The sequence below is a fragment of the Formicincola oecophyllae genome, from assembly GCF_006542395.2.
In the GTDB taxonomy this organism is placed as follows: Bacteria; Pseudomonadota; Alphaproteobacteria; order Acetobacterales; family Acetobacteraceae; genus Formicincola; species Formicincola oecophyllae.
The window spans coordinates 1,077,358-1,102,508 of sequence record NZ_CP038231.1 but is presented as its reverse complement, the minus strand read 5'-3'; the positions used below and the strand labels follow the sequence as shown (position 1 = coordinate 1,102,508).

At 60.8% G+C, this 25,151-nt stretch carries 21 protein-coding genes and 2 tRNA genes; 7 read left to right on the top strand and 16 right to left on the bottom strand.

The features are described 5' to 3' along the window. Window positions 1-138: 138 nt before the first annotated feature. Both clpS and clpA read left to right on the top strand, forming a co-directional pair. Entirely contained in the window at window positions 139-486 is a 348-nt protein-coding gene (clpS, locus tag E3E12_RS04975) for an ATP-dependent Clp protease adapter ClpS (protein ID WP_141443340.1), read from the top strand. 213 nt (window positions 487-699) lie between these two features. Then, complete coding sequence (clpA, locus tag E3E12_RS04970) at window positions 700-3,108, top strand: ATP-dependent Clp protease ATP-binding subunit ClpA (RefSeq protein WP_141443339.1); 2,409 nt, start codon at window positions 700-702, stop codon at window positions 3,106-3,108. Between the two features lie 105 nt (window positions 3,109-3,213). Here the strand turns inward: clpA and E3E12_RS04965 are convergent, their stop codons facing one another. Further along, a complete protein-coding gene (locus E3E12_RS04965; RefSeq protein ID WP_240810436.1) occupies window positions 3,214-3,765 on the bottom strand; it encodes a hypothetical protein in 552 nt (183 codons plus the stop codon). A 192-nt stretch (window positions 3,766-3,957) separates the two neighbouring features. On the opposite strand from E3E12_RS04965, the gene E3E12_RS04960 reads away from it, so the two are divergent. Beyond that, window positions 3,958-5,052, top strand: a complete 1,095-nt coding sequence (locus E3E12_RS04960) for an MBL fold metallo-hydrolase (RefSeq protein WP_141443338.1) — start codon at window positions 3,958-3,960, stop codon at window positions 5,050-5,052. A gap of 137 nt (window positions 5,053-5,189) precedes the next feature. Here the strand turns inward: E3E12_RS04960 and clpB are convergent, their stop codons facing one another. The 4 genes from clpB to E3E12_RS04935 form a co-directional block, all read right to left on the bottom strand. Next, window positions 5,190-7,787: an ATP-dependent chaperone ClpB gene (clpB, locus tag E3E12_RS04955; RefSeq protein WP_141443337.1), complete on the bottom strand. Its 2,598-nt coding sequence runs from the start codon at window positions 7,785-7,787 to the stop codon at window positions 5,190-5,192. Between the two features lie 223 nt (window positions 7,788-8,010). Continuing rightward, window positions 8,011-8,715 (bottom strand): YqgE/AlgH family protein, encoded by a 705-nt coding sequence (locus E3E12_RS04950; RefSeq protein WP_141443336.1) that lies wholly within the window; start codon window positions 8,713-8,715, stop codon window positions 8,011-8,013. 121 nt (window positions 8,716-8,836) lie between these two features. Further along, complete coding sequence (locus E3E12_RS08965; RefSeq protein ID WP_206338637.1) at window positions 8,837-10,840, bottom strand: DEAD/DEAH box helicase; 2,004 nt, start codon at window positions 10,838-10,840, stop codon at window positions 8,837-8,839. A gap of 141 nt (window positions 10,841-10,981) precedes the next feature. Then, window positions 10,982-11,692, bottom strand: a complete 711-nt coding sequence (locus E3E12_RS04935) for a class I SAM-dependent methyltransferase (RefSeq protein ID WP_141443335.1) — start codon at window positions 11,690-11,692, stop codon at window positions 10,982-10,984. A 108-nt stretch (window positions 11,693-11,800) separates the two neighbouring features. On the opposite strand from E3E12_RS04935, the gene dapF reads away from it, so the two are divergent. The 3 genes from dapF to ftsY all read left to right on the top strand — a co-directional run bounded on the left by dapF (window position 11,801) and on the right by ftsY (window position 15,074). Beyond that, window positions 11,801-12,721 carry a diaminopimelate epimerase gene (dapF, locus tag E3E12_RS04930; RefSeq protein WP_141444092.1) on the top strand — a complete coding sequence of 307 codons (921 nt, stop codon included), beginning with the start codon at window positions 11,801-11,803 and terminating at the stop codon, window positions 12,719-12,721. Continuing rightward, window positions 12,714-14,042 carry a MiaB/RimO family radical SAM methylthiotransferase gene (locus E3E12_RS04925; RefSeq protein WP_141443334.1) on the top strand — a complete coding sequence of 443 codons (1,329 nt, stop codon included), beginning with the start codon at window positions 12,714-12,716 and terminating at the stop codon, window positions 14,040-14,042. The genes dapF and E3E12_RS04925 overlap by 8 nt, the downstream gene beginning before the upstream one ends. A gap of 102 nt (window positions 14,043-14,144) precedes the next feature. Continuing rightward, window positions 14,145-15,074 carry a signal recognition particle-docking protein FtsY gene (gene ftsY, locus E3E12_RS04920; RefSeq protein ID WP_141443333.1) on the top strand — a complete coding sequence of 310 codons (930 nt, stop codon included), beginning with the start codon at window positions 14,145-14,147 and terminating at the stop codon, window positions 15,072-15,074. A 76-nt stretch (window positions 15,075-15,150) separates the two neighbouring features. Here ftsY and E3E12_RS04915 read toward each other — a convergent pair whose 3' ends face one another. The 9 genes from E3E12_RS04915 to E3E12_RS04875 all read right to left on the bottom strand — a co-directional run bounded on the left by E3E12_RS04915 (window position 15,151) and on the right by E3E12_RS04875 (window position 23,210). Beyond that, a complete protein-coding gene (locus E3E12_RS04915; RefSeq protein ID WP_141443332.1) occupies window positions 15,151-16,440 on the bottom strand; it encodes an adenylosuccinate synthase in 1,290 nt (429 codons plus the stop codon). Window positions 16,441-16,588: 148 nt separating this feature from the next. Then, entirely contained in the window at window positions 16,589-17,740 is a 1,152-nt protein-coding gene (locus E3E12_RS04910; RefSeq protein WP_141443331.1) for an ATP phosphoribosyltransferase regulatory subunit, read from the bottom strand. Next, window positions 17,737-18,969 (bottom strand): phosphoserine transaminase, encoded by a 1,233-nt coding sequence (locus E3E12_RS04905; RefSeq protein WP_141443330.1) that lies wholly within the window; start codon window positions 18,967-18,969, stop codon window positions 17,737-17,739. The genes E3E12_RS04910 and E3E12_RS04905 overlap by 4 nt, the downstream gene beginning before the upstream one ends. Before the next feature lie 119 nt (window positions 18,970-19,088). Further along, window positions 19,089-19,427, bottom strand: a complete 339-nt coding sequence (locus tag E3E12_RS04900) for a hypothetical protein (RefSeq protein WP_141443329.1) — start codon at window positions 19,425-19,427, stop codon at window positions 19,089-19,091. Window positions 19,428-19,602: 175 nt separating this feature from the next. After that, a tRNA-Leu gene (locus tag E3E12_RS04895) sits at window positions 19,603-19,688 on the bottom strand. A gap of 51 nt (window positions 19,689-19,739) precedes the next feature. Beyond that, on the bottom strand, window positions 19,740-20,702 hold the full coding sequence (argC, locus tag E3E12_RS04890) for an N-acetyl-gamma-glutamyl-phosphate reductase (RefSeq protein ID WP_141443328.1): 963 nt from the start codon (window positions 20,700-20,702) through the stop codon (window positions 19,740-19,742). Window positions 20,703-20,762: 60 nt separating this feature from the next. Further along, window positions 20,763-21,266, bottom strand: coding sequence for a GNAT family N-acetyltransferase (locus E3E12_RS04885; RefSeq protein WP_141443327.1), 504 nt, complete (start codon window positions 21,264-21,266; stop codon window positions 20,763-20,765). A gap of 51 nt (window positions 21,267-21,317) precedes the next feature. Continuing rightward, entirely contained in the window at window positions 21,318-22,997 is a 1,680-nt protein-coding gene (gene ettA, locus E3E12_RS04880) for an energy-dependent translational throttle protein EttA (RefSeq protein WP_141443326.1), read from the bottom strand. A gap of 139 nt (window positions 22,998-23,136) precedes the next feature. Beyond that, a tRNA-Ile gene (locus tag E3E12_RS04875) sits at window positions 23,137-23,210 on the bottom strand. Between the two features lie 189 nt (window positions 23,211-23,399). Here E3E12_RS04875 and ppa point away from each other — a divergent pair. Continuing rightward, window positions 23,400-23,945: an inorganic diphosphatase gene (ppa, locus tag E3E12_RS04870; RefSeq protein WP_141443325.1), complete on the top strand. Its 546-nt coding sequence runs from the start codon at window positions 23,400-23,402 to the stop codon at window positions 23,943-23,945. Window positions 23,946-24,002: 57 nt separating this feature from the next. Here the strand turns inward: ppa and E3E12_RS04865 are convergent, their stop codons facing one another. Continuing rightward, a complete protein-coding gene (locus E3E12_RS04865; protein WP_240810434.1) occupies window positions 24,003-24,665 on the bottom strand; it encodes a uracil-DNA glycosylase family protein in 663 nt (220 codons plus the stop codon). A gap of 76 nt (window positions 24,666-24,741) precedes the next feature. Further along, entirely contained in the window at window positions 24,742-25,107 is a 366-nt protein-coding gene (locus E3E12_RS04860) for a DUF488 domain-containing protein (protein ID WP_240810605.1), read from the bottom strand. Window positions 25,108-25,151: the final 44 nt, after the last annotated feature.

Here is a 25,151-nt window from a genome sequence, read left to right as displayed (position 1 = left end):
TTGTTGCCAATGTCCAGAATTATTAGCGGCTACGGCGACAGAAACCCCTTGACCCCACTTGGCCCCTCCTGGTGCACGCTGGCTGTACCAGTGTGAAGGGTGCCTTCCCTATTCAACCACTGCGCGAGGACACACGGCATGGACAAGGACAAGCGCCCAGCACCAGCACCTCAATCACACCGTCCTGCTGGTGTGCAGGCTGATGTCCTCTCCCAAACCAGACAGCGCCTGGCCCATCCTTCCCTTTATAAAGTGCTGCTTCTCAATGATGACTACACGCCCATGGATTTTGTGGTGCACGTATTGGAGCGGCATTTCCACAAAAGCCCTGAGCAGGCCATGGCCGTCATGCTGCAGGTCCACCATGAGGGGAGCGCTGTTTGCGGCCTTTACACCCGTGAGGTTGCCGAAACCAAAGTCGCCCAGGTCACTGGGCTGGCGCGCCAGAAGAACCACCCCCTGCAATGCACCTTTGAAAAAGCCTGAAGGCCCCGGGGCGCAACTACCCTCAATCCCGACATATTTTTTCCCCATCAACTTGAAAACCCCTACTCCCAGGGTTCCAAAACCGGGGCCCTGGCTACCCCCACACCTTGCTTTCCAAACCAGCCTTGCCCTCTCCGGCCCTTGGCTGACCAAGCTGAAGCGCTGCGGGAATCATCCCGCCCCAGGCCGGACACGTTCGTGAAGGATCGCTAGATGCTCACTCCCAACCTTGAACAGACGCTCCAGCGTGCGCTGGCCCTTGCCGCTGCTCGGCAGCATGAGTTCATCACGCTTGAGCACCTCCTTCTCGCCCTTTGCACCGATCGTGACGCCCGCGCCATCATGGAAGCGTGTGACGTGGACGTGGAGCAGCTCATCCAGGAATTGGACGACTTCCTCCAAAGCGGCCTGGAAAGCATCCACTATGCTGAACGCGAGGAACCACCCCAGCCCACAGGCGCTTTCCAGCGTGTGATCCAGCGTGCTGCCGTGCACATCCAAAGCACAGGCCAGCACAAGATGAATGGTGCTAACATTCTGATTGCGCTGTTTGTGGAGCGTGAAAGCCATGCCGTCTATTACCTGCAGCAGGCGGGGATGACGCGCCTGGACGCCATTCACGCGCTGGCGCAACGCAATGTCTCCTCCACGGAGGATGAGGGTGAAGGGGAAGATAGCCCCCCAAGCGGCAAGCGTGGGCGCAGGAACGCTGGCGCTGAACTGCTGGCGACCTACTGCACTGACCTCAACAAAAGCGCTGAGAAGGGCAAAGTCGACCCTTTGATTGGCCGTGAGGGGGAGGTGGAGCGCGTCATCCAGATCCTGTGCCGGCGCACTAAAAACAACCCCCTTCTGGTGGGTGACCCTGGCGTTGGCAAAACCGCCATCGCTGAAGGCCTGGCCTGGCGCATTGTCCAAGGTGACGTTCCAGAGGTGCTTTCAGGGGCCACCATCTACGCCCTTGACCTGGGCAGCTTGCTGGCTGGCACCCGCTACCGGGGCGATTTTGAAGAGCGCCTCAAAGGCATCTTAGCTGAACTGGCCAAACGCCCCCACGCGCTGCTGTTCATTGATGAAATCCACATGCTTGTGGGGGCAGGCTCCACAACGGGTGGCGCCATGGATGCTTCCAACCTGCTTAAGCCCGCTTTGGCGGCCGGCAAGTTGCGTTGCATAGGCGCCACAACATGGCAGGAATACAGGCAACATTTCGAGAAGGACGCAGCCCTGACCCGGCGCTTCCAAAAAGTGGAGGTGGCCGAGCCATCCCCAGCAGACGCCGTGCGCATCCTCAAAGGGTTGAAGCCCCGCTATGAGAGCCACCATGGCATTCGCTACACTGAGGCAGCCATCAAGGGCGCTGTGGAACTGGCCAACCGCCACATTCACGACCGCAAATTGCCTGACAAAGCCATTGACGTCATCGATGAAGCCGGCGCGGCCCAGCGTCTGCTGCCTAAAAGCCGCCGCCGCGCCACTATCGGCCTGCGTGAGGTGGAAGCCATCGTGGCCAAGATTGCCCAGGTGCCACCACGCCACATCTCCCATGATGACCGTGCGGCTCTGCGCGACTTGCCAGCTGCCCTTAAAAGGACGGTTTATGGGCAGGACAACGCCCTAGACGCCCTTTCATCAGCTGTGCGGCTGTCACGGGCAGGGCTGCGTGATAGTGAGAAGCCCATTGGCAGCTTTCTGTTCTCAGGCCCCACAGGCGTTGGCAAAACGGAAGCGGCACGCCAGCTGGCCAACACGCTTGGTGTAGAGCTTATCCGTTTTGACATGTCGGAATATATGGAGGCCCATTCGGTTTCCCGGTTGATTGGCACCCCGCCAGGCTATGTGGGTTTTGAACAAGGCGGCCTGCTGACGGACGTCGTTGACCGCACCCCCCATGCCGTCCTCCTGCTGGATGAGATTGAGAAGGCCCATCCACAGCTTTTCAACCTGCTTCTGCAGGTCATGGACCATGGCAAGCTGACTGACCACAATGGCAAAACAGTTGATTTCCGCAACGTCATCCTTGTCATGACCACAAATGCCGGCGCTGAGGCCATGTCGCGTGAAGCAGTCGGCTTTGCGCGCCCAAGCGCCCGCAGCGGCGAGGATGAGGAAGCCATCAAGCGCCTGTTCACGCCTGAGTTCCGCAACCGTCTGGACGCCATCGTGCCCTTTGCCCCGCTGGCGCCTGAAACCGTGCGCCATGTGGTGGACAAGTTCATTGACGCCCTGGCCCTGCAGCTGGCGCAGAAGCATGTCACCCTCAGCCTTTCGCAAGGCGCGCGTGACTGGCTAGCGCAGAAAGGCCATGACAAGCTCAACGGTGCCAGGCCCCTTGGCAGGCTGATTGAGGAGAAAATCAAAAAGCCCCTGGCTGAGGAACTGCTGTTCGGCACCCTGGTCCAGGGCGGTCATGTGCGGGTTGGGGTGAATAGCAAAGCTGATGCCCTAACCCTGGCCACCAGCCCAAGGCCAGATCCCAAAGCCGCAGCAGCCTTGCCTGGCAAAGCCCAGCGCCTGAAAAAGGCTGCGCCCAACCAAACCAAAACACCCAGCGGGGGCAGGGGTGGCAGACGTGCCCCTAGTGGGCGCCTCAAAGCGCCTACCGCTACAGCTGCTGCCTAAGCGCGCTTCCAGGTTAGGCGCTACCTGCGTGAAGGGTCACCCCAAGGGGTGGCCTTTCACTTCATGATATCCAGCATGCGTCACCAAGGTAGTGCGCATTAAGATTCAATCAAAACGCTGCCCGTTGACAATCACAAAGCCCGTGTAAGGCCAGCGCCTGCTGCTGCCTTCATGAGTCCAATCAATGCCTTGGCGGCGTTTTGAATCAAAATAATAGCGCCCTTCCACCTCAACGCTGTCTCCTGGCTGGACCCAAGGCCAATGCAGGTGGGGTTGCATTTCTCCCAGGTTCACAACAATGCGCACAGGGGCGGCATTGCCTATATTGAGCAAAAAATAGCCATGCCAGCCGCTGCGTGTGCGGCGGGCACGCCATGTTTTCATCACCACCCCGCACACATGCTCAGGATGGTTGAAGTGGGGATGCCTGAAAAAGCTGTGCCGTGCCTTCTCCTCATAACCTGCGCGTGCTTCCGTGAAAGCGGCGTTATCGCAGCTGGGCGGCATGGAAGGTGGTGGGGCGCCATCAATGATGTCTTCAACATGCTGGGTCAGGCTCCAGGCCATGGTTGGTGTGGGCATGGCCCACAAAGCCCCCCCAAGCGCCACAGCCATGAGTAATTGCCCGCCCAGCAGGGCAGCCCGATAATCCGGCATGCATGTTTCCTTGTCTGCGTCTGCAGGCCAGCCTGACTGCCAGGGTGCGCCCACCTAAACCTCCCATAACCGCTCCGCGCATTCACCTCAAGGCAGTGAAAGACTACTGTTCAAAGGCACAGCCGCGCCTTGCAGCGGCACACGGCCTGCCAGACCTCCTGGCAGATTTCACCCACCACGTCAGGAATCACCATGGCACTGCCCACTCCCCAACCTTCCCAACCACGCAATTTTTTTGAACGCCTCCTCTATGAAGTCCGCCAGGAGTTCCAGGGTCGCAAACGTCCTCAACCCGTCCCCCCCAAGGCCCCTTTGGTGCAAATCAGCCACCAGCCCCATTTTGAAATCCTGCCCTTGGGGTCACGCAGTGGTGACATTGACGGCAACCTCAGCGCTTACATGGTGCGAGCGCTGCCCCTTAATGAAGCCATCCTTTGTGATGCTGGCACGTTGGGAGGGGGCTTAAAGTTCTGTGAGGCCGCAGGCGCGCTGGCTGACATCCCCCTGCCCCACACCCCAGCCAACAGGGCTGAAAGCGACGCCCCCCTGAGCGTAGCGGGGCGTGTGCTGACGGAGACCATCAGGGCCTACTGCATCAGCCATGCCCACCTTGACCATGTTGCCGGGCTGGTGCTGACGTCACCTGATGACGTCCCCAAGCCCATCTACATGCTGCCCCCCACCCAGGAGCTGATTTCAGCCCACCTGTTCAACAACCAGATTTGGGGCAACATGGGTGACAAAGGCCCAGCCCCCCAAATCGGCAAATACCATTACCAAGCCATGGAGACCGGAACAGGCCTTGGCGTGCCTGGAACGGGCTTCACGCTGCAAGCATGGCCCCTTGCCCATGCCAACTTGACGTCAACAGCTTTTGAACTGCGCCATTCAGGCCACAGCGTGCTTTACTTGGGCGACACAGCACCAGACCAACCTGACAGTCCTGGTGCCCTCCATGCCTTGTGGGAAGCGGTGGCACCGCGCATCAAAAACGGCACCCTCAGCACTATCTTGATTGAGACCACCTACCCCAACACGCAGCCTGCCGACAAATTGCGTTCCCACCTTACCCCTCAGCTGCTGCTGGCCACCTTGCATGATTTGGCAGCTGTTTGTGGCGGACGCCACGCCCTGCGCGGGCTGACGGTCATCATCACCCACGTGAAGGAGACTTTCGCCGCACTGCCTGAAAACCCCCAGAAAGCCATCCAACGGGAGCTGGAGGAAGGCAACAACATGGGCATCCGCTTCATCATGGCGCAGCAGGCCACCCGTTACCTGGTGTGACGGCCCTTTGAAGGCAACTTTTGAAGCTTCCAGAACAGCAAGACCCCTGAACATGAAAAACCCCGCCACCCTGTAAAGGATAGCGGGGTTTCTGTTGGTTACTGTTCAGTCCTCACCAGGCCTGGCAGGACCCAGCTTCACTTCTTGACGGTGAAGGTCAGCTTGTTCTTGTCCTTGTCAGCGCTGACCTGAACATTGTCACCATCCTTCACCTCCCCACTGAGGAGCTTCTCAGACAGGGGGTTCTGAACGCTGCGCTGAATAACGCGCTTCAGCGGGCGGGCACCATATTCAGGGTCAAAGCCGTTCTCAGCCAACCATTCACGGGCAGCGTCATCCAGGCTGATCTGAATGTTGCGCTCACCCAGCAGCTTGCGCAAGCGGCCCATCTGAACGTCAACGATCTTGCCCATGTTCCCACGCTGAAGGTGGTTGAACATCACGATCTCGTCCAAGCGGTTGAGGAACTCAGGGCGGAAGTGGGCGCGAATGGCCTCCATCACGCGGTCATCAACGTTCTGCGGGTTCGTCACATCCTGCTTGGAAGTCAGGGCGGAGAAGCCAAGGTTGGTGGTCAAGATGATGATGGTGTTGCGGAAATCAACAACGCGGCCCTGACCGTCAGTCAGGCGCCCATCGTCAAGCACCTGCAGCAGGATGTTGAACACATCCTCATGAGCCTTCTCAACCTCATCAAACAGGATGACCTGGTAAGGGCGGCGGCGCACGGCCTCCGTCAGGACGCCACCTTCCTCATAGCCGACATAACCGGGAGGCGCGCCAACCAGGCGGGCGACAGCGTGCTTCTCCATGAATTCGGACATGTCGATGCGCACCATGGCCTTGTCATCATCAAAGATGAAGGAAGCCAATGACTTCGCCAGCTCCGTTTTACCAACGCCGGTTGGGCCAGCAAACAGGAAGGAGCCAAGGGGGCGGTCAGGGTCCTGAACACCAGCGCGCGAACGGCGCACGGAGTTAGCCACCGCCACCAAGGCAACATCCTGGCCAACCACACGCTCCTTCAGGAGGTCCTCCATATGGAGCAGGCGCTCGCGCTCACCTTCCATCATCTTCGTGACAGGGATGCCAGTCATGCGGGAGACGATGTCAGCAACGCCTTCTTCAGTGACGGTGTCGATGTACAGGCCAGACTTGGATTCCTGCTGGTCCTGTGTCTCCTGGGCGGTGGCGATCTGCTTGGTCAGCTTGGGGATGACGCCATGCTGCAGTTCAGCTGCACGCTGCAGGTTGCCGGCACGCTGGGCGATCTCAACATCGGAGCGTGCTTTGTCCAGCTCCTCCTTCAGTTTCTGTACTTTGCCCAGGCGATCTTTCTCCGCCTGCCAGGTGGCGGTCATGGTGTCGACCTTTTCCTGCAAGTCGGCGATTTCACCCTCAAGGTTTTTCAGGCGCTCCTTGGAGGCCTCATCTTCCTCTTTTTTCAGCGCCTCACGCTCAATCTTGAGCTTGATGAGCTCACGGTCGAGCTTGTCGAGGGCCTCAGGCTTGCTGTCAATCTGCATGCGGACGCGGCTTGCAGCCTCATCGATGAGGTCAATGGCCTTGTCAGGCAGGAAGCGGTCAGTGATGTACCGGTTGGAGAGCGTCACCGCAGCGATGAGCGCAGTGTCCGTGATGCGGACACCATGATGCATCTCATATTTTTCCTTCAGGCCACGCATGATGGAAATGCAGTCCACCACTGTGGGCTGATCCACAAACACCGCCTGGAAGCGGCGTGCCAGCGCCGGGTCCTTTTCGATGTACTTGCGGTACTCATCAAGCGTGGTGGCGCCGATGCAGTGCAGGACACCACGGGCCAGCTCAGGCTTGATGAGGTTGGCGGCATCCATGGCGCCGTCAGAAGCGCCAGCGCCCACCAGGGTGTGCATTTCGTCAATGAAGAGCACGATCTCGCCATCGGAGTTCTCAATCTCCGTCAGGACGGACTTCAGGCGTTCCTCGAACTCGCCACGGTACTTGGCGCCAGCAACCAGCGCGCCCATGTCAAGCGCCAGCAGCTTCTTGCCGCGCAGAGCCTCAGGCACGTCGCCATCAATGATGCGGATGGCCAGGCCTTCCACGATGGCGGTCTTGCCAACGCCAGGCTCACCGATGAGGACAGGGTTGTTCTTGGTGCGGCGTGCCAGCACCTGCATGGTGCGGCGGATTTCCTCGTCACGGCCAATCACGGGGTCCAGTTTGCCGTCACGGGCCAGGGCCGTGAAATCACGGGTGTATTTCTTCAGGGCCTCGAAGTTGCTCTCAGCGGAGGCTGAATCCACCTTGCGCCCCTTGCGCATTTTGGTGATGGCCGCTTCAAGCGCCTGTGGCGTAGCGTTGCCTTCGCGCAATGCCTGGCCTGCAGGGGTCTGGGACGCAGCCAGTGCAACCAGCAGCTGATCCTGCGCCACGTAGCTGTCACCAGCCTTCTTGGCCATGGCTTCAGCTGCATCAAGCACGCGGATGAAATCAGGTGTGGCCTGGGGCTGGCCACTGCCAGCGCCCTGCACCTTCGGCAGCTTGGCCAGGGCCTCGTCATTCAGGCGCACCACAACTTCCGGGTGGCCGCCGGCAGCTTTGATCAACGCGGTGGCCGCGCCCTGCTCATCATCCAACATGGCTTTGAGCAACGCCATGGGGGTCAGTTGCTGGTTGTGGTCGCGCAGGGCGATGGTCTGGGCCGCCTGGATGAACCCCTGGCAGCGTTCAGTAAACTTCTGGATGTCCATGATTTCCCTTCCTGCCCTTTGGGGCGTGCCGGCCAAACAGTGGTGCTGGCTGTTTCCTCATTTCCAGAGGAAAGCAAACCTGCACGCCTGTCACGTTCTTTCGACACTATTTGGCATTATGAGGCCTAATTTCAAGTGTTTAGGCCGCTTCCTGATTTGTTGGGCGCTTCCCAAACATCTCTCCAAGCAGAGTTGGTCCTGCCAATCCCTCCTCAGGGCGCGATCAGGCCTCCCCTACCTGCGCGGTGAGGGCAGCGGCATCTAACCCCGCCATGGCCAGGGCGCTGGACCATTTGCGCCCTTGGTTGGGACTGAAGACCAGCTCTTCAGTGGCAGGGATCACATACCAGGCATTGCCATGGAGGATCTCCTCCTCCAGCTGGCCAGGTTCCCAGGCAGCATGGCCCAGGAACATCACCGCTTTGCGGGGGCCATTGCCATTGGCAAGGTCACGCAGGATGTCCAGGTTAGCGCTCAATTCCGCCACAGGCGCCAACGCTTCCCCCAGCGCTGGGGAAGCAGTGGGGCCAGCTGAAGAAGATGGATTTGAAGGTGAGCCTTCCTCTGGCCCCACAGCAGGCAGGCTGATGGTGCCACCCCGTGCGCCAGGCGCCCAGCCAGGGCTGTGAAGCACAAAGCCCTGGCCAAGCTCGACCGGCCCCCCCGCTCCCATAAGGAATGGCGTCAAAGGTGGGTTGGGGGTGATGTCGAGCTGCTTCAGCAGTTCTGGCGCAGTCGGGTGGTGAAGGGGCCTGTTGACCACCAGCCCCATGGCGCCTGCCTCTGGGGCGTGCAGACACATGTAGATTATGGTTTGGGCAAAAGGCGTTTCAGCCAAGACAGGACTGGCAACTAACAAGCGCCCTTGCAGGTTTCCCAGGGAAGGGGCAGGCGAAAGCAGTGATGAGGGTATGCTGAGCTTTTCCATTGCCTTTGAGATGGCAACAGCCCCACCCCTATGACAAGGGTAGGGCTGCGCTTTTCTTCATGATGCTACCCTAAGTGCCCTGGCCTAGGCTGCAACCAAGGCCAGGATCCTGAACCAGCGCTCAGGAACGCCCACGGAAGGGGCTGCCACCAAAGGAGCGGCGCGGGCCACGGTTGTCACGCTTGCCAAAGCGCCCACCACCCTGGCCGCCAAAGGGGCGGCGCGCGCCACCATCCTTGGGGGCGGTGGCGGGGGTAATGGCAGGAACGTCTGCATCCTGGTTGGCTGCACGGGCCGCATCGAAGCGGTCTGCCTTGTCAGCGGCGATTTGGAACAAGGTGTGGTCAGGCGCAATGCGGATGCTGCCGATATCACGCTTCTGCAATCCGCCAACACGGCACAACATGGGCAAAAGCCATTTGGGGTCGGCGCGACCTTCACGGCCTACCGCCAAACGGTACCAGCGGCCATCCTTCATGCCACGTTCCTGGCCGCGCCCACTGTCAGCTGGAACAGCCTTCACATCCTCAGGGGTGGGCAGGCGGGAGGCATAAAGCTTCGCCAGGGCCTCAGCCAATTGCAAAGCGCTGTAACGCCCAGCAAGCTCTGCCGCCAGGGGGGAGGGCGCTGGAGCAGGCTTAGCAGCTGGCGAAGCCTTCACAGGTGTGGTGGCTTCAGAGCCGGCCGCAGCAGCTGGCGCTTCATCAGCAGTCGGGCTGGCGTCAGTGGCTGCGGGCTCACTCTCAGCAGCGGCCTCAACGGCAGGCGCTTCAAGGGTGGCGTCAGCAGCTGGAGCACTTTCCTGCGCACCGTCCGCTTCAGGGGCAGTGCCTGCAGCATCCTCTAGCGTGGTCTCTGCAGGGGCTGGGGAAGCGGCCTCAGCAGCTGCCACCTCCAAGCGCGCTGTCTCGTCCTCAACCTCAGCCTTGGGTGCGTTCAGTTCCTTGAACAGCTCGCTTTCCAGAAGGTGAATGGCATCTTGGGCGGCGATTTCAGCTGGGCTTGGCACATTCGTCCAAGCTGCCTTGATGTGCGCTTGGGCAAGCAGGCGCTCAGCGCGGCGGCGCTGGTTGAAGGGCACCAGAAGGGCGCAGACGCCCTTGCGGCCAGCACGCCCCGTGCGGCCAGAACGGTGGAGGAGGGCCTCAGTGGAGGTCGGCAGGCTGGCATGGACCACCAACCCCAGCGAGGGGATGTCAATGCCGCGCGCCGCCACATCCGTGGCCACGCAAACGCGCGCCGCACCACTGCGCAGACTGGCCAAGGCACGGCTGCGCTCGCTCTGGCTCATTTCGCCAGAGATGGCGACTGAAGAGAAGCCGCGCTCCTGAAGGGCCTGCTGGGTCTCCGTCACCAAGGCACGCGTGTTGCAGAACACAATGGCCGTGGGAGCGTCATAATAGCGCAGCACGTTGACCAATGCCGCTGTCAGGTCATGGGGTGGCATGACAACGGCGCTGTAGGTGATGTCAGCGTGTTGGGGGCCTGAGGAAGCGATGTCGATGCGCTCAGCATCTTTTTGGAATTGGCGCGCCAATTGGGCGATGCCGCGTGAAACCGTGGCGGAAAACAGAAGCGTGCGGCGTTCGGCAGGGCAGGCGTTGAGGATGCGCTCCAGCTCCTCACGGAAGCCCATATCCAGCATTTCGTCAGCTTCATCAAGCACAACGACCTTAACGCGGGACAGGTCAAGCTGGCCACGCTCTATGTGGTCGCAAAGGCGCCCAGGGGTGCCGGCCACAATGTGCGCACCCCGCTGCAGGGTGCGTGCCTCGCGGCGGGCGTCCGTGCCACCAATGCACAGGGCGACCACAGCGCCTGCCTCAGCATAGAGCCATTCGAGCTCAACCTTGATTTGCTGAGCAAGCTCACGCGTGGGGGCAATCACCAGGACGCTTGGCGCGCCTGGTGCAGGAAGGCGGCTGTCTTCAACGCCTTCAAGAAGGGTAGCGGCGGCAGCCAGGCCGAAGGCCACGGTCTTGCCAGAGCCCGTGCGGGCGGAAACCAGCAGGTCCTTGCCCTCAAGGCCAGGCTTGAGGACAGCCTGCTGGACGGCTGTGGGTTCATTGTAACCCTTGGCCGTCAAGGCGCGGGTCAGAACGGGATAGGTATCAGGAAACGGCATGTCGGATTCGACTTTCGGCTCTTGGAAGGGCCGTTATTCGGGTGTCTCAACATGACGAACGGCCTTAATTAGTGAATGGCCTTTCTACCTTTCCCAGCCGTCAAAATCCAGAAAAAACCACTGTTAGGGCACTTTACCCCCTCAACAGCGTGGCGCGCGCCCGATAATGGCATGGACCCTGTCCTGCCAGCCAGGCAGATCCTCAGGGGGGTTGACCTCGCCTTTATCAATGTCAACCAGGCCAGCTTGCGCCATGGCCCCCTTGGTCAAGGCTACACGGCCAGCAGGTTCCAGGGCCTGCCAAATGGCCACCGCCTTCTGGGGGAAAAAACGGTCCGTAAACGTCACGATGAACGGCGCGCCTGGCTTGAGGACACGCTGCACTTCCTCCATGACCTCAACTGGCTTGGTCAGGTAAGGCAGGCCATTGCACAGCAGGACGCCATCCTGGCTGTCATCATCGAAAGGCAGTTTCCAATTCGTGTTCAGGTCCTGCGTGAAACCTTCATCAAGGGCCTGATTTCGCTTCAACAGCTCCGGGCAAGCATCCAACCCACTGAAACGCTGGAAGCTGGCATCCTCTGGCAAGTGACTGTCAGCGCCGCACATCAGGTCAAGCGTGTTACCGCCGCATGGCATGGAGGTGCGGTAAAGGGCCGTGATGGCCGTGCGCGCACCCAAGTCCAGCAACTGCGCTGGATCGTGGCTTGCGAAGAAGGCGCTGTCAGGTTCAGCGCTGGCTTGGGTGAAGGCCTTGGCAGGCAAGTTGAGCTGGCCGCCAGGCTGGGAGGTGCCGTCATCAGCGGTGGGTGGGGCTGATGCTGACCCCGTGGTGGCAGTGTTCTTTTCCATAGCGCTGACCTCCTTGGTGGCATGGGCGCGGTTCAGGGGTGAACCAACATGAAGATTTCATTCACGTGTGGCAGCCTTTATAACGCGCTTATGCCCCAAGTCTTCCCAATGTCATCCCAACCACCCCTGGCATTCACCAAAATGCACGGCCTTGGCAATGATTTCGTTATCATTGACCTGCGCCAGTCCTCTGTTCCACCTCAAGGGGGCAGGCTGCCCCCCCACCTCATCAAGGCCTTAGGCGACCGCCATCAAGGCGTGGGGTGCGACCAGCTGGTGATGCTTAACCACCCCACCCTTGAGGGCGCCGATGTTCTGGTGCGCTTTTACAACCCTGATGGGTCAGAGGCAGGTGCCTGCGGTAACGCTTCACGCTGCGTGGCCAAAATGGAATGTGCACGCCTGGGGCGCGATGCCGTCACATTGCAAACGGCCCGTGGCCTGCTGCCAGCGCGCAGGTTGGAGGGCGGTTTGGTGGAAGTGGCCATGGGCAGGCCTTTGCTGGCTGGCAGTGACGTGCCCTTGGCACCTGACAAGCAGGGACAGGCCACCGACTTCATGACGGTAGAAGCACTGGGCCAACAGCTGGAAGGGGGGGCGTGCTCCATGGGCAATCCCCATTTCACCGTTTTCAGCCCGCTCAACCTTGATGAAGGGCAGCTTGCGGCGTTGGGGGCAGCCCTTGAACACCATCCCCTGTTTCCAGAGCGCGCCAATATTGGCTTTGCCAAGGTCATTGGCCCCCATCGCCTGCAGCTGAAAGTGTGGGAGCGCGGAACCGGCTTCACACCCGCCTGCGGCTCTGGCGCCTGCGCTGCTGCTGTCAACGCCATCAGGCGCGGGGTTGTGGCACGCGACCAGCCCTGCGAAGTGGCCATGGAGCACGGCGCGTTGTTGGTTGACTGGCCTTCAGACAGCGCGCCCGTGCTGATGACAGGGCCAGCTGTGACGGTGTTCGAAGGGGTGCTTTCCCCAGCCGGGCTTGCCCAACAGACAGGCGCTGCGAAGGGGCGCAGCCACCATGACTGAAAGGACTGAAAGTCCCATCCCCCCCACCCTCTCAGAGGGGACAGATGGGTCCATTTCACTCATTACCTTTGGCTGCAGGCTCAATGCCCATGAAAGCGATGCCATGGCGCATTATGCCAGCCAAGCGCAGCGCCAAAAGGGGGATGAGGTCCAGGGCAAGCAAACTATCATCGTCAATACCTGCGCCGTGACAGGCGAAGCCGAACGCCAAGCGCGCCAGGCCGTGCGGCGCGCCCACCGGGAACACCCGCAGGCGCGCATCATCATCACCGGCTGCGCTTCCGAACGCGACAAGCAGCGTTGGATGGCCATGGCAGGTGTGGACCAGGTACTGGACAACGCCACCAAGGCCACCCCTGCAGCATGGGGCTTGGCGGAAAGCGCCACAACAGACGCCCCTCCTTCGCGCTACACCCGCGCGTTGCTGCAAATCCAGCAAGGTTGCGACCATGACTGCACGTTCTGCGTCATACCGCAGGGGCGTGGGCGTGCGCATTCCATCACCCCAGATGTCATCCTGCGCCGCGCCCGTGCCCTGACAGAAGCTGGGCACGAGGAAATCGTCCTCACTGGGGTGGACATCGCCTCCTGGAAGGGGGGTGAAGGAGGGCAAGCTATAACAGGGCTGGGCAGCCTGTGCCGCCACCTCCTTGATGCTGTTCCTGCTATCAAGCGGCTGCGCCTCTCCTCCCTTGACCCTGCGCTGCTGCAATCGTCACGTCTGGCCATGGCTGGGGCGCCCCAACAGGTGGATGGAGCGCTGTGGGACCTCATCGCTGGTGAAGAGCGCTTCATGCCGCACCTCCACCTTTCCCTGCAGGCGGGCAGCGACCTCATCCTCAAACGCATGAAGCGCCGCCACTTGGTGGAGGATGCTCTCGCCCTTGTGAACCGCGCCCGCGCGCTACGCCCCGGCATGGGGTTTGGTGCTGACCTCATTGCGGGCTTCCCAACGGAAACAGAGGAACTGTTCGCCGAAACGCTGGCCTTCGTGCAGGAAAGCCAGCTGCCGTTCCTGCATGTGTTCCCTTACAGCCCACGCCCTGGCACAGCGGCGGCGCGCATCCAGCCCCTACCGCGCAACGTGCGCCAGGAACGCGCTGCACGGCTGCGCCAAGCGGGCGCTGCAAACCGCGCTGTTTTTCTGGCCAATTTGGTGGGCCAAACCTGCCCGGTGCTGATGGAAACCCCCACCACAGGCCACACGCCTGAATTCGCGCCCATTGCAGTGCCCGCCACAACACAGCTGCAGCCAGGACAGACAATCATGTTGCACGTCACGTCCAGCGATGGTGAGAAACTCCAAGGCGCACCCGCTTAATACAAAACAAGGGCTCCACCCCGCCCAGGCCCTTGGCAGGGCAGGGGGAGGGGCACATGTTTCAAAGCACACTTCATTTTCATTCCACCACGATGCAGGGCCATGGCAGGATTTTTCTCACGTCTTAAAAAAGGGCTTTCACGCTCCAACGCACGCATCAACGCCGTTTTCTCCAAACGCATCCTTGATGAAGAAACATTGGAGGAGCTGGAGGATGAGCTGATCGCCGCCGACCTGGGGCCAGCCCTGGCTGAGCGTGTCGTGGGCAGCTTGCGCGACAAAAGCTTCGGCAAACAGGTAAGTGGCCCTGAAATCCGCGAAGCTTTGAGCGCCGAAATCGCTAAGGTATTAGCGCCTGTGGCAGTGCCCTTCACCCCAGACCCAAGCAAAAAGCCCCATGTGGTGCTGGTTGTGGGGGTCAATGGCGTGGGCAAAACCACCACCATTGGCAAATTGGCCCACCAATATCAGGGGGAGGGCAAAAAGGTTGTCCTGGTGGCTGGCGATACTTTTCGCGCCGCTGCAGTGGAACAGCTGCAAATCTGGGGCCACCGTGCCGGCGTGCCCGTCATTGCTGGCAAACAGAACGCAGACGCAGCCGGGCTTGCTTATGATGGCCTCAAGAAAGCCACTGAGGAAGGCGCGGACATCGTCCTGATCGACACGGCTGGGCGTTTGCACAATAAAAACGCCTTGATGGAGGAACTGGCGAAGATCGTTCGCGTCATCAAGAAGTTTGATCCAACGGCGCCCCACAGCACATTGCTGGTGCTAGACGCCACCACTGGCCAGAACGCGCTGGAACAGGTGCGGGTTTTCCAGGAATTGGTGCAGGTGACTGGCTTAGCCGTGACCAAACTGGATGGCTCGGCACGCGGCGGTATTGTGGTGGCGCTGGCAGAGCGCTTCAAATTGCCCGTCCACATGGTGGGTGTGGGGGAGCAGGCTGAGGACCTTCGCCCCTTCGCCCCCCTCGACTACGCTCGTGGCCTGGTGGGTGAGGAAGCTGGGGAGAAAGAAGCAACCAGCTAAACCTACCTTCCCAGTCCCCAAGCGGCCCCAGCTGGTGTCCACCAGCAGCGTTGGGGAAGGCTTTGGGGTTTGGGGTTCAGCCTTCGAAGGGATCGTGCATCAGGATGGTGTCATCGCGTTCTGGGCTGGTGGAAAGCAGCGTCACCGGAGCGCCTGTCAATTCCTCAATGCGGCGCACATACTTGATGGCCTGGGCTGGGAGTTCTGCCCAGGAACGGGCGCCAGCCGTGTTTTCCTTCCAGCCTGGCATGAACTCCAAAATGGGCTTCACCCGCGCCTGCGCCCCAGGGGCGGAGGGGAAGGCGTCAATGCGCTTGCCGTCAAGCTCATAACCTGTGCAGATGGCCACTTCATCAAAGCCGTCCAGCACATCCAGCTTGGTGAGAGCAAGGCCGTTCACCCCGCCAACCCGCACAGCGCGGCGCGCCAAAACAGCGTCAAACCACCCACAACGGCGCGGGCGCCCCGTCACGGTGCCGAACTCGTGGCCACGTTCACCCAAGCGGCGGCCAGTCTCATCTGAAAGTTCGGTGGGGAAAGGGCCAGCGCCCACGCGCGTGACGTAAGCCTTGGCAATGCCTAGAACAAACCCTGTGCTGCGTGGGCCCATGCCGCTGCCCGTGCCAGCCTGCGCCGCCACCGTGTTGGAGCTTGTGACGAACGGATAGGTGCCGTGGTCAACATCAAGCATCACGGCCTGCGCCCCCTCAAACAGGATACGCCTGCCCTGGCGCGCTACAGCGTCCAGCCTGTCCCAGGCATGGCAGGCATAAGGCAGGACCTTGGGGGCGACTTCATTGAGGTGACTCAACACCTCCTCACGGGTGAAGGTTTTCTGCCCCAAGGAAGCCAACAAGGGATTGTGGTGGCGCAGAAGCTCATCCACTTTCCATTCAAGCGTCTCTGGCTCACGCAGGTCGCACAAGCGGATGGCGCGGCGGCCCACCTTATCCTCATAGGCTGGGCCAATGCCACGGCCAGTGGTGCCAATCTGGTGTTCACCACGCGCAGCTTCCCGTGCGCGGTCAAGCGCACCATGCAGCGGCAGGATGAGGGGAACGGTGTCTGCCACCCAGAGGTTTTCAGGCGTGACGTTGAGGCCCTGCTGCCCAACACGTTCAATTTCAGCCAGAAGGGCTGTTGGATCGACTACAACGCCATTGCCAATGACGCCTGTTTTGCCGCTCACCACCCCTGAAGGTAGCAGGGAGAGCTTGTAGACCTTGCCATCCACAACCAAGGTGTGGCCTGCATTGTGCCCCCCTTGGAAACGCACCACCACATCAGCGCGGCTGGCCAGCCAGTCCACAATCTTGCCTTTACCCTCATCACCCCATTGGGTGCCAATCACCGTCACATTGGCCATTCCAGCCTCCTTCTCACCTTGCCTACAGGGTGGCTTCCAAGGGCACTTGGCACCTTGAACCCAGCCATTCCAAGCCAACAGCCCAGCCGGGCTGGTCGGCTCTAAACCTTACACGTCAAAAACAGGGCCCAGCCCGTGGGAGCCTACTTCAAACAGCCTGAACAGCTTTGCCCTCCATCCAGGCATTTTTGCAGCGGTGCCGCGCTGCAAGCGCTTTCACCCCCTCCTGGGTGGCAGGCCAGGGAGCGTGGGGGGCGATGGTGACGTAACCCTGCCCGTGCAGGGTGTGCAGCGCGCCGTCATCGAGGGTGTCAGGCACTAGGCAACGTGGCGCCTTCTCCTGCGGGCGTGCTGCGCGCAAAAGGGCCTGGGGCCGCAAGGTCAGGCCGCAAGCTGGCTCCTGTCCAGCCATATAGCGCCCACCCAAGCCCAGCTCCTCATGGGAACGGCGGGAATAAACGGCCATGCAAAGCCCTGTGTGGTAACGCCAGCCCCTGCACTCGATGGGGTCTATGGTCAGGGAAAGGCCAGGAACACGCGCCATGATGGCACGGGCAGAAGCAACCAGCCGCTCCACATCAGCACGCAGCCCTGAAGGTACGTCCAGTTTCGTCAAAGCCGCTAGCGCGTGGTTGGCGGGGCCGCTGGCTTCAGCCAAGCCCACAAGCAAGGCGCTGTCAGCACCACCATGCTTGGCGATGGCAGCGCTGTCGCGGCGTTCCAGCGCTTCCGCCAAGGCGGGGCGGCGCTCTGGCGGGCAGACTTCCAAAATGCGCCAAACAAGCGTTGGCATGGAAATGTCAAAGGATACCTCGCTCAAATCAATGCCAACGCGTTCCAAAGCAGCCACGCTGACAGCCACCACCTCCGCATCGGCAGCGGGGCTGTCTGGACCGATGAGTTCCAAGCCTGCCTGCAGCATCTGGCGTGCGCTGTCACGCCCTTGGCTGCCAATCACCACGCATTCACCACTGTAGGAAAGGCGCAGGGGGCGGGCGCGTTCACCAAGACGCACTTGGCTCATGCGGGCAATTTGCGTGGTCATGTCTGGGCGCAGCGCCATCATGCGGTGCGATGTTGGATCCATGATCCTGAACGCCTGTTCAGAAAGGGCCGCACCCCCTGCCGACAACAGCGATTCCTCAAATTCAAGCAAGGGCGGGCGCACGCGCTCATAACCATAAGCGGCCAAAACATCCATGATGGAACGCAGGCCCCGTGCCTCAGCGGTGGCTTCACCAGGCAGCAGGTCAAAGAAACCGGCTGGGAGGAGGGCGGGATTGTTTTCAGAGGATTTCATGATGAAGCGTCCTGACTGTTCTGCCCATGGCGAAGGGTGGCTGCTACTTCAGCAAAAGCCCAATCCAACCACGGCAGAAGCGCCTCGATGTCGGGCTGGTCCACTGTAGCACCACACCAAATCCGCAACCCCGGGGGTGAATCACGGTGGGCTGCCACGTCGTAACCAGCTTTTTCAGTTGCCAAAAGGGCTGTCATAGCCTTGATGGCCTTGGTTTGGGCCTCTTTGCAAAGGTCCTTGAACCACGGCGCCGTCACCTCTAGGCAGACTGAGGTACAGGAGCGTTCCTGTGGGTTCTTGACCAGGAACTCCACCCAATCACGCTGCGCCACCCAATCTTGAATGGTTTTGAAATTATTTTGAACGCGCTGTTTAAGCGCACGCAAGCCACCGATGGCTTCAGCCCATTTCAACCCGTCAAGCGCATCTTCCACGCACAGCATGGAAGGGGTGTTGATGGTGTCCCCTTTGAAGATAGCTTCATTAAGCTGAGCAGGTCGGCCTGGGGTGGGGTTGGCAGCAGGCTTGGTCAAACGAAAGATTTTGGGCAGGGGACGCGGCGCCCCTTCCTCCAGGCGCGCCACAGCACGCGGGCTGAGGGCCACCATGCCATGGGCGGCCTCCCCCCCCAACGCCTTTTGCCACGACCACGTCACAGCATCGAGCCGCTCCCAAGGTAAATCCATGGCAAAAGCCGCTGACGTGGCATCGCACAGAACCAGGCCATCATGGCGGGGCGGCACAGAGTCAAGCCCAGGCAGGCACACACCAGACGTGGTGCCGTTCCATGTCAGCACAACGTCACGCGACCAATCGATGGCGGCAAGGTTGGGGAGTTGGCCTTGGGGGGCGGAGAAAACGCGCACATCCTCAAGGGCAAGCTCATTTTCAAGATCTTTGGCCCACGTGGCTGAGAAGGTCTCAAACGCTAGGACGTCAACACCATGGCCAGCCTGCCCGCCCAAACTCCAGAGGAGGAGCTCCACAGCGCCTGTGTCGGAAGCGGGCACGATGCCCACCTTCCAGCCTTCTGGCACGCCAAGCAGCTTGGCAGAGCGGTCTATCACCTCGCCCAACCGGGCGCGGCCTTCCTGGGAACGGTGCGAACGGCCCAACAAAGCATTTTGAAGCGCTTCGAGGGACCATCCAGGCCGCTTGGCACAAGGCCCTGAAGAAAACCAAGGACGGGCGGGGCGATGGACAGGTTTAGTGATGCCTTGGGCAGTCATGGGGCAGGTAGCCTCAATGCGGGCACCTTTGAAAAAAGATGCCCACAGCTTCATGGCCAAGGGCGCCAGCTGCTGCAGGCACAGTGGCGCCCCTTTGGGCAAGGTTTAAGGAAACGGCGTTACTGGTTGTTCTCAGCCGATTTGAGCTTGGCCAGGTCAGCGTCAACCTCACCCTTGAGCTTAGCGATGAAGCCCTGGAGCTTCACCAGGCCGTCAGCCACGGCTTTTTCCAAAGGACCTTTGCGCAGGGCGGCCTCAGCCATTTCAAGCTTGTTGATAGCAGCGTCCAGCACTTCGCTTTCAGTCTCATACCAGGCAGCACGGTCTGCGCCGATGGCGTGGCTCTTTTCCATCGCCTTGTTGCGGAGATGGTTGAAGTTTTTGGAAAGGGTGGAGAGCTGGTCCTGCATGTGGCGCAGGTGTTTCTCATCAAAATTGATGTTGTCGGTGGCCGTCATCGTCTGTCCTCAGCGGTGGGGCGTCTTGGATGAGGCCCCGTTGGCGCCCGCCACCCAACCAGCGTTTTGGCGGCGGCTTGCACTGTTGCAATGGACGGGACTTTAGGCAGAGGCTGGCGGGGCGTCAAGAAACAGCTTTGCGCAAACCTGCGCCCTGCATCACGCTTTGTGTTAATGGTGCGAGCGGGGGGACTTGAACCCCCATGGAGTTGCCTCCGGCGGATTTTGAGTCCGCTGCGTCTACCATTCCGCCACGCTCGCTACGCAGTGATGGGGCATAGCGCACCCTTTTCAAGACGGCAAGAGCCGTTTTCAGATCATCTTAGAGTTTTCAAGGCCAGCCATCAGCATGATGTTACGGCAAGCCGCGCCAGATGCACCCTTGCCGAGGTTGTCCAAGCGCGCCGTCAACACTACACCCTTGGCCTCTGGCACGCTGTGCACGGCAAGCTCCATGTCATCACGCCCAGCCAGGCCTTCAGCCACCATGGTGGGCTGAGGCTGATCCAGAACATGCACGCCATGGGTGGTGAATTGGTTGTAGAAACGTGCCAGGGCATCGCGGACTTCAGCGCCACCTAGGCCTGGCGCCAACTGTACCCCCTGGTGAAGGGGAATGGAGACGACCATGCCTTGTGGGAAATGCCCCACTGAGGGCACGAATAGGGGCGGGTGCGCCAAACCTGCGCGAAGGCTGATTTCCGGCAGGTGTTTGTGCGCTTTGCCCAAAGCGTAAAGCATGAAGGCTGGCCCCCCTTCACGGGCGTGGCTTTCCATCATTTTGCGCCCACCACCGCTGTAACCTGAAACGGCGTTGATACTGAGGGGGGCGTCCGCTTTGACCAGCCCCTGGCTGACCAGGGGGTGCAGAAGGGCGATGGCGCCTGTGGCGTAACAGCCAGGGTTGGCCACCCTGCGCGCCTGCGCAATCAGCTTTTCCTGCCCAGGCGCCAGCTCAGGGAAGCCATAGACCCAGCCAGGCTGGGTGCGATGGGCGGTGCTGGCGTCCAGCACTTTGGTAGCGTGGCTCGTGTGCTCGAGCTCATCAGCCAAGGCAACGGCCTCACGGGCGGCGTCATCAGGCAAGCAAAGTACAGTAATATCAGCTTCTGCCATCAAGGCTTGTCGCGCCGCCGGTTCCTTGCGCTTGGCAGGGTCAATGGCCAGAAGGCGCAGCCGCCCCGCCTGCTCCAGCGGCGCCAGGCGCTTGCGAATGCCCAGCCCAGTGGTACCTGCCTCACCATCAATGAAGATCTTGGGGGCTTGAGCCGTCATGGGCAATCCTGTTGGTTGGGGTGGGGAAGTGTGAAGGGGGGCTGGTTGCCCCAGGCCTTTTCAGTCCAGAGGACGAAGGCTTTCATATACCACCATTTCCGTGCCATTGCGCAGGAAGCGTTCACACTCCACCATGCCAATGGCCCCCAGTACAACACGCGAAGCGATGTTGTCTTCGCGCGCCACCGCCACAACGCGCTCTATGTCGGGCTTATCTAGTGTGTAACACAGGGCAGCGCTGGCAGCTTCCCTGGCCACCCCCCGCCCTGACGCCCATGGGAACAGCGCCATGCGCAACGCAAGACCCCTATCATCAGGGCGTTCATGAACGCCCGTCATGCCCAGGAAGCGCCCTTGTTCCCTTATGGCGAACAACCCCACACCACGCTTGCCCCAGAAAGCAACGTCAGCGGCCATTTCAGCTTCAGCCTGGGCGCGGTTGCGCACGCCCCCCAACATCCCCCCAAAAGCGCCGCCATCAGCTTTCAGGCGCGCCATGGGCTCCATGTCCTGCCAACCGAGGGGGGAGAGGATAAGGCGCGCCGTGTGCAGGTAAAAGCTCACAGAACGTCACTCCCGCCCAAGCCAACGGCGTGTTTCAGGGGCGCTTTGGAATCAGCGGCTCACAGGGCGGTACTTGATGCGCCCAGGCTCCGTGGCGTCTGGCCCCAGGCGGCGGCGCTTGTCGGCTTCATAAGCTTCGAAGTTGCCTTCAAACCACTCAACGTGACTGTCGCCCTCAAAAGCCAGGATATGGGTGGCCAAACGGTCCAGGAACCAGCGGTCATGGGTGATGACCACGGCGCAGCCAGCGAACTTCTCCAGTGCCTCCTCAAGGGCGCGCAGGGTGTCCACGTCCAGGTCGTTGGTCGGTTCGTCCAAGAGGATGACGTTGTTGTCCTCCTTGAGCATCTTGGCAAGGTGGACACGGTTGCGCTCACCGCCGGAAAGGACCCCAACGCGCTTCTGCTGATCAGACCCCTTGAAGTTGAACGCCCCCACATAGGCGCGTGAAGGCACAGCGCGCTTGCCAAGGTAGATGACGTCCGTGCCGCCTGAGATCTCTTCCCAGACGGTTTTGTTGTCATCAAGCTCATGGCGGGACTGGTCAACGTAACCGAGCTTGACGGTCTCGCCAATGCGCAGCTCGCCGCCATCGGGCTTCTCAAGGCCTGTGATCATCTTGAAGAGCGTGGATTTGCCAGCGCCATTGGCCCCGATGACCCCGACAATGCCACCTGGCGGCAGTTTGAAATCAAGGCCGTCAATCAATTGGCGCTCACCAAAACCTTTGGAGAGCCCCTCGGCCTCAATCACCGTAGTGCCCAGGCGTGGGCCTGGGGTGATGACGATTTCAGCTGTGCCTGACGTGTCGTTCTGGCCTTCAGCCAGCATTTCCTCATAGCGCTGAATGCGGGCCTTGCTTTTGGCTTGGCGCGCCTTGGGGGAACTGGCCATCCACTGCTGCTCCGCCGCCAGGGAGCGTTGACGGGCGCTCTCCTCCTTCTCCTCCTGGGCAAGGCGCTTGCGCTTCTGCTCCAGCCAGGAGGAGTAGTTGCCCTCAAACGGTAGGCCACGACCGCGTTCGATTTCCAGGATCCAGTTGGTGACATTATCCAGGAAGTAACGGTCATGGGTGATGACCATGACCGTGCCTGGGTAATCACGCAGGGTTTTCTCCAGCCAGGCCACGCTTTCCGCGTCCAGGTGGTTGGTGGGCTCATCCAGCAGGAGGAGGTCTGGTTTCTCCAGCAAAAGGCGGCACAAGGCCACGCGGCGCTTCTCCCCGCCTGACAGGTGGGTGACGGGGCTGTCAGCAGGGGGGCAGCGCAAGGCGTCCAAGGCGATGTCAAGCTTGCGGTCCAGCTCCCATCCATCGCCAGCGTCTATCTTTTCCTGCAGTTCGGCCTGTTCAGCCAGCAGGGCGGTCATTTCATCGTCATCCATGGGTTCAGCGAACTTCATGGAGATCTCATTGAAGCGATCAACTGCCTTCTTGAGGTCACCAAAACCTTGCGCCACATTCTCCCCCACGGTCAGGTTGGGGTCGAGCTGAGGCTCCTGCTCCAGGTAGCCAATGCGCGCGCCTTCAGCAGCCCATGCCTCCCCGCCGAACTCCTTGTCCTTGCCTGCCATGATCTTAAGCAAGGTGGACTTGCCAGCGCCATTGACGCCAAGAACGCCAATCTTAGCGCCTGGCATGAAGGAAAGGGTAATGCCTTTGAAGACCTCACGCCCGCCCTGGTAGGACTTGGTGAGGTCTTTCATGACATAGACGTACTGTGTGGCGGCCATGGACAACTTCCGGTTGGGGCCGCGCTGGCTGAAGCGGCCGGTGTGATTCTGGCCCGGCTGCGTGGCGCATGTCTGCCGGCGCCCAGGAACGTAGGGTGGCAAGGCCAAGCCCTGCCTGTGTTTTCTGAAATGAAGGCCCTGCGCCCGGCAGGACTCGAACCCGCAACCAAGCCGTTATGAGCGGCCAGCTCTAACCAATTGAGCTACAGGCGCGCAGGGCTGCTGTGCACATGGCCTGAAGAGCGGAATTTTTCAACCCCCGCATAGCCAATTTCCTGCCAAGCGCCATTCAGCCCTCCACATGGACGCCCGTGCGGCGGTAATGTTATGGCATGCCAGGCCCCCAGCCGGATTGGCTGGTGGAGGCCATTTTTGCAACCCCACTGACGGATGCACCCCACCATGGACGTGACCAAACTCTCCCCCGGCAAGAACGTGCCTGAAGACATCAATGTCGTGATTGAGATCCCCCAGGGCTCACCAGTTAAATACGAGCTGGACAAGAAAAGCGGCGCCCTTTTCGTTGACCGTTTCCTGTTCACCCCCATGGCTTACCCGGCAGCCTATGGCTTCATGCCCAACACGCTGGCCGCTGATGGCGACCCGCTTGACGTCCTAGTGCTGACGCCAGACGCTGTGGTGCCAGGCTGCGTGATTCGCGCACGCCCCATCGGCATGTTGAAAATGTCCGATGAAGGCGGCGAGGACGAGAAGGTCATCTGCGTACCAGTCGACAAGATTCACCCACTTTTCCACAATGTGCAGTCCATCGATGACCTGCCGGCCATCACCCGTGACCAAATCAAGCACTTCTTTGAACACTACAAAGACCTGGAGCCCGGCAAATGGGTGAAGGTCAACGGCTGGGCCAGCAAAGCTGACGCTGAAAAAGCCATTATGGCTTCCCTGGAGGCTGCCAAGAAGGAACAGGGCGCAGCTAGCCACTGACCCCAAGAAGGCCACGGCCGGGCGAGCTGGGGCCAAACTCAAAGCCTGTGCTGAAATTCAGCCCAGGGCCTTGGCCACGTCCTGCCTCAAAACAGGCAGGACCTCCTCAGCGAACCACGGGTTGCGCTTGAGCCACGCATTGTTGCGCCATGAGGGGTGCGGCAGCACAAAACGCCGCACGCCGTGGGGGCCTTCAAGGTAGTCCCGCCATGAAGCCACCACCTCATTGACGCCACGCTTGGCCACCGCTGGCCCCAAATGCCAGCGCTGAGCATGGCCGCCCAGAATGACCATCAGCTTGAGGTGGGGCATTTGGGCGAAGATCCGCTCGCGCCATACTGTGCATTCCACCCTGGGGGGCAGGTCGCTTTTGCTAGCGCTGTAGCCTGGGAAGCAAAAACCCATGGGCACTAGTGCCACACGGGCTGGATCGTAAAACGTTGCTTCATCCATGTTGAGCCATGAACGCAGCCGCATCCCCGAAGGGTCTGTGAAGGGGCGCCCACTGTGATGGACACGCAGCCCAGGGGCCTGACCAACAATGCAAATGCTGGCGCTTGGCGAAGCCTGCAGGACAGGCCGCGGTGCATGGGGCAGTGGCTTGCCGTTGCGTGGGCATTCCACGCAAAGTCGGCACTGCTTTATGGCCTTCAGCAAATCCTGGAACGCTTCAGGGGCGGGCGCCACCTGACTTGTTAACAGGGTGTGAGAAGCGGCCACGATCATGATCCCCCTTGAAAACCTCTGCTCCAGGCCTTTACTACCCCAAAGCGCCAGCGCCCTTAATCAGCGCCTTTTACGCGTGCAGGGCTGTTGGCTGCCCCAGCAGAACGTCACGCAACACCACAGCCTCATTATGGGTTGTGTCACGGGCACCGTAAACCAACGTCACTGGGCCTTCCAGGGCCATGGCGCGCACATGGCGCAAGGCCTCGCGCTGCTCTGGCCCTTCCAGCTCCTGGCGGTAGCGTTCCACGAAGCCAGGCCACAGGGCCCTGTCATGGTGGAACCATTCGCGCAACGCGGTACTGGGGGCGAGAGCCTTTAGCCATCCCCCGGTCAGATCGGCCTTTTCCTTGCTGATGCCACGTGGCCATAGCCTATCCACCAGAACACGCTTGCCGTCAGCGGGGCTGGCTGCTTCGTAAGCGCGTTTGAGCATCACCCTTGCAGGGGGAAGGGGCGCTTCCCCCGCGCCAGTCTGCG